Annotated in this window: 15 protein-coding genes; 14 read left to right on the forward strand and 1 reads right to left on the reverse strand. The window is 70.9% G+C overall.

The window, feature by feature from the left end; genetic code table 11:
- Positions 1-12: 12 nt before the first annotated feature.
- Positions 13-912, reverse strand: a complete 900-nt coding sequence (locus ACFS27_RS14130; RefSeq protein WP_377184028.1) for a sigma-70 family RNA polymerase sigma factor — start codon at positions 910-912, stop codon at positions 13-15.
- Positions 913-954: 42 nt separating this feature from the next.
- On the opposite strand from ACFS27_RS14130, the gene ACFS27_RS14135 reads away from it, so the two are divergent.
- The 14 genes from ACFS27_RS14135 (at position 955) to ACFS27_RS14200 (ending at position 12757) form a co-directional block, all read left to right on the forward strand.
- On the forward strand, positions 955-1497 hold the full coding sequence (locus ACFS27_RS14135) for an NUDIX hydrolase (protein ID WP_377184031.1): 543 nt from the start codon (positions 955-957) through the stop codon (positions 1495-1497).
- A gap of 366 nt (positions 1498-1863) precedes the next feature.
- Positions 1864-2400, forward strand: coding sequence for an alternate-type signal peptide domain-containing protein (locus ACFS27_RS14140; protein ID WP_377184033.1), 537 nt, complete (start codon positions 1864-1866; stop codon positions 2398-2400).
- Positions 2401-2416: 16 nt separating this feature from the next.
- Positions 2417-3106 (forward strand): signal peptidase I, encoded by a 690-nt coding sequence (locus ACFS27_RS14145; protein WP_377184035.1) that lies wholly within the window; start codon positions 2417-2419, stop codon positions 3104-3106.
- Entirely contained in the window at positions 3103-3774 is a 672-nt protein-coding gene (locus tag ACFS27_RS14150) for a hypothetical protein (protein WP_377184037.1), read from the forward strand. The genes ACFS27_RS14145 and ACFS27_RS14150 overlap by 4 nt, the downstream gene beginning before the upstream one ends.
- Entirely contained in the window at positions 3767-4276 is a 510-nt protein-coding gene (locus ACFS27_RS14155; RefSeq protein ID WP_377184039.1) for a hypothetical protein, read from the forward strand. The genes ACFS27_RS14150 and ACFS27_RS14155 overlap by 8 nt, the downstream gene beginning before the upstream one ends.
- A 32-nt stretch (positions 4277-4308) precedes the next feature.
- Positions 4309-4986 (forward strand): pyridoxal 5'-phosphate synthase glutaminase subunit PdxT, encoded by a 678-nt coding sequence (pdxT, locus tag ACFS27_RS14160; protein ID WP_377184041.1) that lies wholly within the window; start codon positions 4309-4311, stop codon positions 4984-4986.
- 68 nt (positions 4987-5054) lie between these two features.
- Positions 5055-5816 (forward strand): YebC/PmpR family DNA-binding transcriptional regulator, encoded by a 762-nt coding sequence (locus ACFS27_RS14165; protein ID WP_377184043.1) that lies wholly within the window; start codon positions 5055-5057, stop codon positions 5814-5816.
- Between the two features lie 56 nt (positions 5817-5872).
- The gene (ruvC, locus tag ACFS27_RS14170; RefSeq protein ID WP_377184045.1) at positions 5873-6439 is read left to right on the forward strand and encodes a crossover junction endodeoxyribonuclease RuvC; all 567 of its coding nucleotides are present in this window, start codon (positions 5873-5875) and stop codon (positions 6437-6439) included.
- A gap of 396 nt (positions 6440-6835) precedes the next feature.
- Positions 6836-7465: a Holliday junction branch migration protein RuvA gene (gene ruvA, locus ACFS27_RS14175; protein ID WP_377184048.1), complete on the forward strand. Its 630-nt coding sequence runs from the start codon at positions 6836-6838 to the stop codon at positions 7463-7465.
- Positions 7458-8540, forward strand: a complete 1083-nt coding sequence (gene ruvB, locus ACFS27_RS14180) for a Holliday junction branch migration DNA helicase RuvB (RefSeq protein ID WP_377184051.1) — start codon at positions 7458-7460, stop codon at positions 8538-8540. The genes ruvA and ruvB overlap by 8 nt, the downstream gene beginning before the upstream one ends.
- A gap of 140 nt (positions 8541-8680) precedes the next feature.
- Positions 8681-9124: a preprotein translocase subunit YajC gene (gene yajC, locus ACFS27_RS14185; protein ID WP_377184053.1), complete on the forward strand. Its 444-nt coding sequence runs from the start codon at positions 8681-8683 to the stop codon at positions 9122-9124.
- 81 nt (positions 9125-9205) lie between these two features.
- Complete coding sequence (gene secD / locus ACFS27_RS14190) at positions 9206-11071, forward strand: protein translocase subunit SecD (protein ID WP_377184056.1); 1866 nt, start codon at positions 9206-9208, stop codon at positions 11069-11071.
- Positions 11071-12162: a protein translocase subunit SecF gene (gene secF / locus ACFS27_RS14195; RefSeq protein WP_377184058.1), complete on the forward strand. Its 1092-nt coding sequence runs from the start codon at positions 11071-11073 to the stop codon at positions 12160-12162. The genes secD and secF overlap by 1 nt, the downstream gene beginning before the upstream one ends.
- 10 nt (positions 12163-12172) lie before the next feature.
- Positions 12173-12757, forward strand: coding sequence for an adenine phosphoribosyltransferase (locus ACFS27_RS14200; protein WP_377184061.1), 585 nt, complete (start codon positions 12173-12175; stop codon positions 12755-12757).
- The last annotated feature ends 25 nt before the right edge of the window (positions 12758-12782 follow it).

The raw sequence follows: 12782 nt of genomic DNA on the forward strand, positions 1-12782 counted from the left end.
CGGCCCCGGATGTCAGGTCACTGCGTGCCAGAGCCGGAGCTTGCGCGGGTTCCACTGGATCAGGACGTCGATGACGGCGCCGTCGCGGACCACGAGCTCGAGCACGCCGCTGACCGACCCGTCACGGTCGAAGGTCAGGACGGTGCCGGCGTCCGTGGAACGGCTCGTGAGCGTGGCGGGACGCTGTCGTGCGAGCACGCCGACCACGAACCTGGCCACCTTGTCCGGGCCGTGGACCGGGTTGAGCGCGGCCCGGGCGATGCCACCGCCGTCGGACCGGAGCGTCACGCCCGGGTGCAGCAGCTGCACGAGCGCCGCGACGTCGCCGGTGTTCGCCGCACGCTCGAACGCGGCGGCCAGGCGCGCGCCCGGCTCGCCCGCCGGTTCGTCCGGCCCGAGCGAGGCGACCCGCGAACGCGCCGACGACGCGAGCTGTCGGACGGCGCCCGGGGAGCGGTCGAGGACGTCGGCGATCTCGGCGACCGGGTAGTCGAACACGTCGCGGAGCACGAACGCGACCCGTTCGGCCGGCGTCATGGACTCCATGACGGTCACCAGCGCCATGCTCACGGACTCCGCCCGCGCGGCCCGGTCCGCAGGGTCGCCGACGTCGGTGGGCGCCGGCACGTGGTAACGGCTGTCCGGGACGGGCTCGGGGAGCCAGGGGCCGACGTACTGCTCGTGCCGCCGCGACGCGCTCTTCAGGATGTCGAGGCACACGCGGCTGGTCGTCCGCGCGAACCACCCCACCGGGTTCCGCACCGTTGCCCGTGCGCCGTCGTCGAGCCGGCTCCAGCGGACGAAGGCCTCCTGGACGGCGTCCTCCGCGTCCGCGACGGTTCCGAGCATTCGGAACGCGAGCCCCAGCAAGCGCCCGTACTCGAGGTCCGCGACCGGCCACACCTGCGTCATGCGCCCATCATGACCGAGCCGGGAGCGGATATCCTGGCCCGCATGTCCATCACCTCGGCCCTTGGCGACGACTGGGTCCCGGCGTCGGACGGTATGCGCGAGCGCTCGGCGGCCCGCGTCATCCTGGTCGACGACGCCGGCCGCGTGCTCGTGATGCGCGGGCACGACGTGAACCAGCCGGAACGGTCCTGGTGGTTCACGATCGGCGGCGGGATCGATCCGGGGGAGACCCCGGTCGAGGCCGCGCTGCGTGAGACCCGCGAGGAGGTGGGCATCGCGCTGGCCGCCGACGACCTGGTCGGCCCCGTGCTCACGCGGACGGGCATCTTCGAGTTCTTCGCCGAGACGTGCCGCCAGCACGAGGTGTTCTACCTCGCGAGGACGCCGGACGCCGTCGCGGTGACGTCCGACGGCTGGACCGCCGCCGAGCGGGAGCTGCTCGACGAGATGGCGTGGCTGACGCCGGCCGAGCTGCGTGAGCAGCCGTTGGAGGTCTTCCCGCCCGAGCTGCCGGACGTCGTCGACCACCTGCTGGCCGGCTGGGACGGCGAGGCACGACACCTGGGCGTACAGCTGGACGACTGAGCCGGAAGCCGTGGCGGCGCGGGAATTGATCGTTATGCATTCATGAGCCGATCTCGCCGGCTTTCTCGGCGCATTCCGGGGCGGTATCAGAGTGTTTCTCGGTGGGATCGCTGCTCGGCGATCCAGTCCACGGTGCTGCCGCCTATCTCGATGTGCCTCCGCGCGAGCCGCCCGAGGAATCGGGTCGTTGTATTCGTCTTCATGCGAGAGCACATCACTGTTTTCCGGGACGGGACGGGAATTTCCGGCGATTCATGAAGCGAATTCAGGGTGAAAACTTGAAATGCGCGGCGATGCACCGCGCACGCATTGTCGGGACCTGATTATGTGGTGGCGCGGGGGCAACCACCACGGAAGGTTCCAGTCATGGAAAGACTTACCAAGGCCGCGTTGGCGACTGGCGGCGCCGCGGCGCTGCTGCTCGGCGGTGCCGGCACGATGGCGTTCTGGACCGACGACGGTCTCGCAACGGGGACCGACGTCACGTCGGGCACCCTGACCGTGACCGACGGGGCCTGCGGGGACTGGGTGCTCGACGGCGGCGGTGCGGTGACCGAGGGCATCGTGCCGGGCGACACCGTCACCGCCGACTGCGCGCTGAGCGTCGGCGGCACGGGTGACCACCTCGCGCTCGGCGACATCACGGTGACCGCCCCGACCTGGGCGGAGACCAACCCGCTGACCGGGGCGCTGGACGTGACCGTGGACGGAGCCACGCTCGACGGGACGGAGCTCACCCTCCCGCTGGCAGATCCGGTGGCCGTGGAGGCCGCCTCCGACCTGGTGGTCACCGTCGCGGCGACCTTCCCGGAGGACTCCGGCAACGACACCCAGGCGCTCACCGCGACACTGGAGGACGTGACGGTCCAGGTGACGCAGGCGCACGTCGTCCCGGCACCCTGACCCGGGACGGCGACCCGTGCGAACAGGAGCCCGCTTCGCGGGGCGAGCCCTCGCGACCTTCGTCGTCGCCGTCTGCGGCGCGGCCCTCGTGATCGGGGTGATCGTGCCCCGGCTCGCGGGCGCGACGCCCTACGTGGTGCTGACCGACTCGATGGAGCCCGGGTTCCCTGCTGGCACGCTGATCGTGTCCCGGCCCGTGGAGCCGGAACGGATCAGCACCGGCACCGTGGTCACCTATCAGCTCCGTTCGGGTCAGGAGCAGCTCGTGACCCATCGGGTGGTGGGCATCGGGACGACGATCGGTGGCGAGCGGACGTACCTCACGCAGGGCGACGCGAACGACGTGCCCGACGCGCAGGCCGTGCGCGACGTCCAGGTGCGCGGGGCCGTCTGGTACCACGTGCCGTACCTCGGGCATGCCGCCGGAGTGTTCACGGGCCCGCGGGAGACGATCGGTACCGTCGCCGCGGTGCTGCTGCTCGGGTACGCAGGCTGGCAGGTGCTGCGTGCCGTGCGCGAACGGTCCACGCGGGCACAGGAGCTGCCCGTCGCCGTCGGCCCGGGGGTGGTCGCCGGCGACGGGTCCGGCCGCGAGGCCGTGCCCTCTGGCCGGCCGGGCACCGCCGACGGGACCGGCCAGGTGGAGGAGCGCGCCGTTCAGCACGAGGGCAGGGCCTGCCGGCTCGAGAACGGAGGACGCGGATGACGCCGGCACGATGCGCGGCCCTGATCGCACTGCTCGTCGCGTGCGTCGCGGGGGTGCTCCCGGCGCACTCCGCGGTACTCGTGGACGCCCCGGACGGCCCGGACCGGCTGGTCCTGAGCGTGGACGGCAGTACCTGGACGCCGGACGTCACCACGCCGCTGCTCGACCCGGACCTGGTCTGGGTGCCTGGTGACGTCGCGACTGGCACGCTGTACGCGCGCAACGTGTCGGGCGAGGACGCGACGGCCGCCGTGACGGTCCACCTCGATGGCGGGCCGGACGGCGCGGGCGACCCACTGGTCGACGAGCTGGACGTGCGGGTCCGAACGGGTTCCGGCCCCTGGACAGACGGTCCGACGGCGGCGATCACCGACCTGCCGCCCGGCGAGGAGCTCCCGATCGGCATCGAGGTGCGGTTCGACCCGGCGGCGACGAACGCGTCGCAGCTGCGCACGGCGCGCATCGGCGTAGCGGTGCTGCTCTCCGCCGTCGGGCCGGGCCCCGACGGCGGCGGGGCGGACTCCGACCGGGACCCGGGCGCGACGCCGGGCGAGGACGCGCCGGGCAGCCTGCCGCGGACCGGGGCGAACTTGCTGCTGGCGGCCCTGGTGGCCGTGGGAGCGGTCGCGCTGGGTGTCTTCCTACGCGGGGCGGCGCGACGTGGCTGACCCGCGCGGGCCCGTGCGGCAGGGGACGGTGCGGCGCACGGCGGCGGTGGTGGTGCTCGGTGCGCTCGCCTTGTGCCTGGGTGGTGGGGTCGCCTGGGCGCTGTGGGCAGACGGCGGTGTCGCGGCGGGCCCGACGACGCCGGTCACGGCCTGGTCGGTGCCGGTCACGACCACGACCTGCAGCGACACCGACGGGCCGCTGTTCGAGACGGCCGCGGTGACCTGGCCGGAGACCAGCACGCCCCGCGCGCTCGCCTACACCGCCACGATCAACGGCGTGGCGGCCTCGGTCACGGACAACGGCGCGACCCGGAGCGTGGCGATCAACCAGACGGTCCTGCAGCAGCTCTTCGGCGGCCTGTTCGGCAGCACCCTGACGGTCCGGGTGACGGCCGCGCTGCCGGGTACCGCCTGGACGGCGCCGGTCGCGACCGAGACGGTCCAGGCCGGGGTCACCGCGCTGCCGCCGGGGCTCACTCTGGAGTGCGCCTCGCCGCCGTAGCGCCGACGAGGGTATGGCCGGACGTAGAATTGATGGTTGTGACAACCCCGACCGTTGGAGTCCTCGCCCTGCAGGGCGACGTTCGTGAGCACTTGACCGCCCTGGAGTCTGTCGGCGCGCGCGCGGCGACCGTGCGCCGCCCTGCCGAGCTGGCGGCCGTGGACGGCCTCGTGATCCCCGGCGGGGAGTCCACGACGATCGACAAGCTGCTGCGCATCTTCGAGCTGGACGACCTGCTGCGCGCCAGGATCAAGGAAGGGCTCCCGGTCTACGGCTCGTGCGCAGGGATGATCCTGCTCGCCGACCGGATCCTCGACGGCACCGCCGACCAGCAGACCCTCGGCGGGATGGACGTGGTGGTGCGGCGCAACGCGTTCGGGCGACAGGTCGACTCGTTCGAGACCGACCTCGAGTTCGCAGGTATCTCGGACGTCGACGCCGAGGCCGGCGACGCTCCGACCGGTTCAGGGCGCCCGGGTGGCCCGGTGCGTACCGCGTTCATCCGCGCCCCCTGGATCGAGGAGGCCGGGCGCGACGTCGAGGTGCTGGCGCGCATACCGGCTGTGGATACGCAGGGACGCCCTGTGGCGGCCGCCGGTAGGATCGTCGCAGCACGGCAGGGTCCGCTGCTCGCCACCGCATTCCACCCTGAGATCACGGGGGACACGCGTGTGCACGGGTTGTTCGTCAGCATCGTTGCGGGCGGCTGAGCGGATTCCCCGCTACCGTTCGACGCCATTGAAAGTGCCATCGGAAATGCAAGGAGTCAGGTAGAGGTATGTCAGGTCACTCCAAGTGGGCCACGACCAAGCACAAGAAGGCCGCGATCGACGCCAAGCGCGGCAAGCTCTTCGCGAAGCTGATCAAGAACATCGAGGTCGCGGCGCGCACGGGCGGCGGCGACCTCGCCGGCAACCCGACGCTGTTCGACGCGGTGCAGAAGGCGAAGAAGTCGTCTGTGCCGAACGACAACATCGAGCGTGCGCTGAAGCGTGGTTCGGGCGAGGGCGCCGACGCCGTCGACTACCAGACCATCATGTACGAGGGCTACGGCACCAACGGCATCGCGGTCCTGGTGGAGTGCCTCACCGACAACAAGAACCGCGCGGCCTCCGAGGTGCGCCTGGCGTTCAGCCGCAACGGCGGCAACCTCGCCGACCCGGGTTCCGTGTCGTACCTGTTCTCCCGCAAGGGCCTCATCGTGGTGCCGAAGGCAGAGGGCGTGGGCGAGGACGAGGTCATGCTCGCCGCGCTGGACGCCGGTGCTGAGGACGTCACCGACCAGGGCGAGGTCATCGAGGTCCTGACCGAGGCCACCGACCTGGTGCCGGTGCGTACGGCCATCCAGGACGCCGGCATCGAGTACGACTCCGCCGACGTGATCTTCCACCCCTCCATGCAGGTGGAGGTGGACGTCGAGGGCGCTCGCAAGATCATGCGCCTCATCGACTCGCTCGAGGACAGCGACGACGTGCAGAACGTCTACGCGAACTTCGACGCGAGCGACGAGGTCATGGCAGCGCTCGACGAGGAGGAGTAGTCCCGGCCCCGCCGAGCCTGCGGGGGTACCGCGACCGCGCGTGAGAGGGTTCCTCCGTGCGCGTTCTCGGTGTTGATCCCGGCCTGACCAGGTGCGGCGTAGGCGTCGTCGACTCCCTGCCCGGACGCCGGGCGCGGATGGTCGCGGTCGGAGTGATCCGCTCGGACGCCGACCTGTCCACGGACCTGCGCCTGCTGAAGATCGCGGACGGCCTCGACGAGTGGCTCGACGAGCACGTACCCGACGTCGTCGCCGTGGAACGGGTCTTCGCGCAGCACAACGTCGGCACCGTGATGGGGACGGCCCAGGCGGCGGGCCTGGCCATGGTGGCTGCCGCCCGCCGGGGCGTGCCCGTCGCGCTGCACACGCCGTCGGAGGTGAAGGCGGCGGTGACCGGTTCAGGGCGGGCCGACAAGGCGCAGGTCACGACGATGATCACGCGCATCCTCGACCTCGACGAAGCGCCGAAGCCCGCCGACGCCGCCGACGCGCTGGCCCTCGCCGTCTGTCACCTGTGGCGTCCGGCCGGCGCCCTGCAGGGCGGCGACCGGCACGAGCTCACGCCGGCACAGCGGGCCTGGGCGGCGGCGGAGCAGGCGGCCAAGCAACGCCCGAGACGCTGACCTGCAGCGCTGACCTGCAGCGCTGACCTGCAGCGCTGACCTGCAGCGCTGACCTGCTGGTGGCGACCTGCTGGAGCTGACCTACTGACGCTGACCCGCCAGCGTTGGCCCGCCGGCATCTCACCGGTCCGGGCGCCGCCGCCGAGTGCAGACTTGGCTGCTGCCCCTTCCGCCGAGTGCAGTCTTGGTTGCGGTTAGAGGCCCCGCACCCGCAACCAACTCTGCAGTGGGTCACCGGCTCCGCAACCAAGTCTGCAGTCGGCGGGCTGGCGGCGTGGCCCGCTTCCGGGTGCGCCCGGCCTTGTTAGGCTCCTCGCACGAACGTTCGATCGGGTCTCGGCAGGTTCAGCTGCCGGAGGGCATCGACCGTGCCCGGACGCACAGAAGGGGGAGCCCGTGATCGCCTCGCTGACGGGAACCGTTGCCCACGTGAGCCTCGACCGAGCGGTGGTCGACGTCGGCGGCGTCGGCTACCTGGTGCACGCCACACCGACCACGCTGGCCGGGCTGCGCGTCGGCGAGACGGCCGGGGTAGCGACCAGCATGGTGGTTCGTGAGGACTCGATGACCCTGTACGGGTTCGGGGACCCCGACGAGCGTGACGTGTTCGAGGTGGTGCAGACCGTGTCCGGCGTCGGGCCGCGCCTGGCGCTGGCGATGCTCGCCGTGCACACACCGGACGCGCTGCGCCGTGCCGTCGCAGGCGAGGACCTCGCCGCGCTGACCCGTGTACCCGGCATCGGCAAGAAGGGTGCTCAGCGCATCGTCCTGGAGCTGGGCGACCGGCTCGGCCTCCCGTCCGGGGCGCCGGTCGCGGACGTCTCGGCGGGCCCTGCCCTCGGCGCTGCCGCCGACCACTCCGAGCGCGTGGTGGAGGCACTGGCCGGCCTGGGCTGGCCGGCCAAGCAGGCCGACGACGCCGTCGCGAAGGTCCTGGCAGAAGCCGGGACCGACGCAGTGGCCGCCGACGAGGTAGCCGGCACGCTCCGCTCGGCGCTGCGCCTGCTGGGAGGCCATCGTGGGTGAGGTCCCGGCCGGCTCGACCGGGGAGCGGGATCGGATCGTCGCACCGAGCGCCGACGAGATCGAGCGCGCCGCAGAGGCAGCGCTCCGCCCCAAGCGGCTCGACGACTTCGTCGGCCAGCGGGTCGTGCGCGACCAGCTCTCCCTCGTGCTGCAGGCGGCGGTCGCGCGCGGCAACCCGCCGGACCACGTGCTCCTGTCCGGTCCGCCCGGTCTCGGGAAGACCACCCTCGCCATGATCATCTCCGGCGAGCTGGACGCCCACATGCGGCTCACCAGCGGCCCCGCCATCCAGCACGCGGGAGACCTCGCCGCCGTCCTGTCCTCTCTCGAGGAGGGGGACGTGCTGTTCATCGACGAGATCCACCGCCTGGCCCGCCCGGCCGAGGAGCTGCTGTACGTCGCGATGGAGGACTTCCGGGTCGACGTCATCGTCGGAAAGGGCGCCGGCGCATCGGCGATCCCGCTCGCGCTCCCGCGGTTCACCGTCGTCGGCGCCACCACGCGCTCGGGCCTCCTGCCGGCCCCGCTGCGCGACCGCTTCGGGTTCACGGGCCACATGGACTACTACTCGCCCGAGGAGCTGGAGCGCGTGATCCTGCGCTCCTCCGGGCTGCTCGGCGTGCACCTCGAGCACACAGCGGCGCACGAGATCGCCGGCCGCTCACGCGGCACCCCCCGCATCGCCAACCGGCTGCTGCGCCGCGTGCGCGACTGGGCCCAGGTGCGCGGCGACGGCCGACTCGACCTGCACGCCGCGAAGTCGGCCCTCGAGGTCTACGAGGTCGATCCCATCGGACTCGACCGCCTCGACCGCGCAGTGCTCACCGCACTGTGCACGAGGTTCGGCGGCGGCCCCGTGGGGCTCAGCACGCTGGCCATGACCGTGGGCGAGGAGGCGGAGACCGTTGAGACGGTCGCAGAGCCCTACCTCGTCCGCGAGGGACTGGTCGGCCGCACCCCGCGCGGCCGCGTGGCGACCCCGGCGGCCTGGCAGCACCTGGGGCTCACCCCGCCAACGCAACCCGCTGGACGCGGCCCCGACATCCCCGACACGGGAACTTTGCCCGGCCCCTGACGTTGTTCCTGTGGCGCCCCTCGCCGGGGACGTCCGAGGATTCGACCCCGAGCACTACACTGGGTTGGATCCTCGTCGTACTTGCGCGACGCACGTGAGTGCAGCACATCCGACCCAGCAATCGAACAGGACCATCCACCGTGGACCCCACAATGCTCATCCTCATCGCGATCCTGCTCGCGGTGATGTTCTTCATGTCGTCCCGTACGCGCAAGCAGCAGCGTGAGGCGGCGGAGTTCCGCAACAACATCACCGTCGGGACCAAGGTCATGACGGCTTCCGGCATGATCGGCACCGTGATCGACGTCGACGAGTCCACCGACCAGGTGACCATCGAGTCCTTCCCGGGCAGCCCCACCACGTGGCTCCGTGCCGCCATCTCCAAGAAGGTCGAGGAGCCCGTCGCCGACGACGCGGACACCGACGACGCGGCCGATGAGTCCGACGTCACAGAGGAGAGCGAAACGGCAAGTACGATCAGCCCCGACGCGACGGACGTTCCCGACGACCTGTCAGACCTGGACACCGCCAAGCGCGAGTACCGGGAGCAGCAGCGACGGGACGCTGACGCGGACGGCAAGTGACGGCTGCGCCGTCCGGTGAACCCGGACGGCGCCGAACCCGCGTCGGACGTACCCCGGCGCGCACACGAGAAGAGACAGACGTTGGCGACTGACACCCGGCGCTCGCGGCCGGTTCGCACGATCGTGCTCCTGACGATCTTGACGATCCTGCTGCCCTTCGGCGCCCTCTTGGCTGGTTGGCAGCTCGACGGAAAGTCGAGCGATAATCCTGACGGCGCGAGCCTGGCCCCTGGCCTCGCACTCGACCTCCAGGGCGGCACCCAGATCATCCTGCAGGCCGTCACTTCCGACGGGTCCGAGGTGACCCCGGAGGCGATGGAAGAGGCCATCGGTGTCATCCGGCAGCGGGTGGACGCCAACGGCGTCACCGAAGCCGAGATCGCCAGCCAGGGCAGCAACCAGATCGTGGTCGAGATCCCGGGCGAGGTCGACGACGAGACCATCGCGCTGATCTCGAAGGCCGCGCAGATGAAGTTCCGCCCGGTCCTGACCGTGGGCAACCCGATCCCGACGGCGCAGCCGTCCGCTTCCCCCGAGGGTTCCGGCGACGACGCCGGTGCCAAGGGTGACGAGAACGCCGAGGGCGACCAGAGCAGGGCGGAGCTCGAGAAGAAGGCCGCAGAGGAAGCCAAGGACGTCGACCCGACGGACCCGAGCGACCTCGCCCAGGTCACGCCGGCGGTCCAGCAGCTCTTCGACCAGCTCGACTGCACCGACCCGAAGAACCTGCAGGGCGGTGGCGGCGACCACCCGGACCGGGTGCTGGTCACGTGTGACCAGACCGGTGCGGCCAAGTACATCCTCGGTCCCGTCGAGGTGGACGGCACCGACCTGACCTCGGCTGCCTCCGGCCTGGTGCCCGGCGCGAACGGTACGGTCTCGAACGAGTGGGGCGTCACCCTCGACTTCAACTCCGAGGGCACGACGAAGTTCCGCGAGACCACGGAGCGCCTGACGCCGCTCGAGCCGCCGCGCAACCAGTTCGCCATTGTGCTGGACGGCCTGATCGTCTCGGCGCCGAGCAGCAACGTGCCGATCACGAACGGGCAGGCGGTCATCTCCGGCTCGTTCACCCGCGACTCGGCGGCGACGCTGGCCAACCAGCTGAGCTTCGGTTCGCTGCCGCTGACGTTCGACGTGAACGGCCAGAACCAGATCTCGGCCACCCTGGGTGCCGAGCAGCTGCAGCGCGGCCTTTTCGCAGGCCTCATCGGCCTCGCGCTGGTCGTCGTCTACTCGCTGTTCCAGTACCGCACGCTCGGCCTGCTGACGGTGATGTCGCTGATCGTCGCCGGTGCGATGACCTACGTCGTCATCGCGCTCCTGAGCTGGGGCATGGGCTACCGCCTCTCCCTGCCCGGTATCGCAGGTCTGATCGTGGCTATCGGCTTCACTGCCGACTCGTTCATCGTGTACTTCGAACGTATCCGTGACGAGCTACGTGACGGACGGTCGCTCCGGCTCGCCGTCCAGCGTGGCTGGCTACGTGCGCGCCGCACCATCTATGCGGCCAAGGCAGTCAACCTGCTCTCCGCGGTGATCCTGTACTTCATGACGGTCGGCGGGGTGCGCGGCTTCGCGTTCACGCTCGGCCTGACCACGATCATCGACGTCATGGTGGTCATCTGGTTCACGCACCCGGTCATGGAGCTGCTGGCCAAGGTCCCGTTCTTCCGGGACGGCCACAAGTGGTCGGGTCTCTCGCCCGACCGCCTCGACGTCGAGCCGCGGTACCGGGGCGCCGGGCGGTTCGCCGGCTCGAAGGCCGCAGCCGTGGACACCCCCTCCGCTGGCACGCCGGACCGGGAGCGTGAGCTCGTCTCGGCGCAGTCCGTCGCCTCGGCGCCGCGCGTTGCCGACGACGGCCGCAGGATGACTATCGCGGAGCGGCGTGCCGCCGAGCGTAAGGCTGCCGCCGAAGCGGCTCAGAACGAGGAGAAGCACTGATGGCTAGCGGCGGCTTCGCCCAGTGGGGCAACGACCTCTACACGGGGCGCCGGTCCTACCCGATCATCCAGAAGAGGGGCGTCTGGTTCTCGATCGTCGGCCTCTTCTCGGCTGCGTCGATTCTCGTGATCCTGCTCCAGGGGCTGAACCTCGGGATCGACTTCCGTGGCGGCTCCGAGTTCACCGTCTCCGGCGTGTCCAGCACGGACGAGGACATCGCTCTCGACGCCGTCGGTGAGGTCGCCCCTGGCGAGGAACCGCTCGTCAGCCAGGTGGGCCCGGACGCGGTCCGCGTCCAGGTCTCGCAGCTCGACTCCGAGGGCACCGACCAGGTGCAGGAAGCACTGGCGCAGGCCTACGGGGTCGAGACGACCGAGGTCACGTCGAACTTCATCGGTCCGACGTGGGGCGAGTCGGTCAGCATGCGGGCCCTCTGGGGCACCGTCGTGTTCGTCATCGCGGCGGCGGTCTTCATGGCCGCCTACTTCCGGGCGTGGCGCATGTCGGTGGCCGCCATCGTGGCGATGCTCGCGGACGTGCTGGTCTCGGCCGGTGTCTACGCCCTGATCGGCTGGGAGGTCACGCCGTCGACGATCATCGGCTTCCTGACCATCCTCGGCTTCTCGCTCTACGACAAGATGGTCGTCTTCGACAAGGTGCGTGAGAACACGGTCGCGTTGACCGAGCAGTCCCGCAGCACCTATGCCGAGCGGGCGAACCTCGCGGTGAACCAGACGCTGGTCCGGTCCATCAACACCTCCGTGGTGGCGCTGCTGCCGGTCGCGGGCATCCTCTTCGTGGGTGGCTTCCTCCTGGGTGCCGGCACGCTGAAGGACATCTCGCTGTCGCTGTTCGTCGGCATCGCGGTGGGTGCGACGTCGTCCATCTTCCTGGCGACGCCGCTGGACGTGGCCCTGCGCCAGGGCGAGCCCAAGATCGCCGCGCACACCAAGAAGGTCATGGACCTGCGTGCAGGCCTGGTCGCCGAGGGCGCGGACGAGAGCATGCTGGCCGCCGCGACGGCCGGTTCGGCGCAGCTCGTCCCTGGACATCACCAGGGACATGACGCTCAGCCCAAGCGCCGCCGGTAGGCTCCGCTTCGTGGCAGACGACATCACCGACGTCGCCCTCTCCGGCCTGCTGCCGGAGAGGGCGACGCGCGTTCGCGACCTGATCGTGGACGTCCCTGACTTTCCGTCCCCCGGCATCCTGTTCAAGGACATCACCCCGCTCCTGGCCGACGCCGAGGGACTGGCCGACGTCATCGAGGCCTTCACACGCCTCGCTCTCGCGGACGGCGTCGACGTCGTCGCGGGGATGGAGGCGCGCGGCTTCCTGCTCGGTACGCCCGTGGCCCACGCGCTGGGGCTGGGCTTCCTGCCCCTGCGCAAGGCGGGCAAGCTGCCGCCGCCCACGGAGAGCGTGTCGTACGACCTGGAGTACGGCTCGGCGGCCATCGAGCTGCGGTCGGGAACACTCACCCCCGGTGCGCGTGTTCTGATCATTGACGACGTCCTCGCCACGGGTGGTACCGCGGCGGCGGCCGCACAGCTGGTGGAGCAGTGCGGGGGAGTGGTAGCCGGGCTGGCTTTTCTGCTCGAGCTGGAGGCACTCCACGGTCGGGACAGGCTTCAGGGCCACAACGTCGATACTCTCCTGCGGGTAGGCACGCCGTCCGGCGACTGAGCCGGCCGGACGGGGAATAGAGGTC

It is taken from the genome of Promicromonospora vindobonensis, assembly GCF_042685865.1.
GTDB classification, from domain to species: domain Bacteria; phylum Actinomycetota; class Actinomycetes; order Actinomycetales; family Cellulomonadaceae; genus Promicromonospora; species Promicromonospora vindobonensis.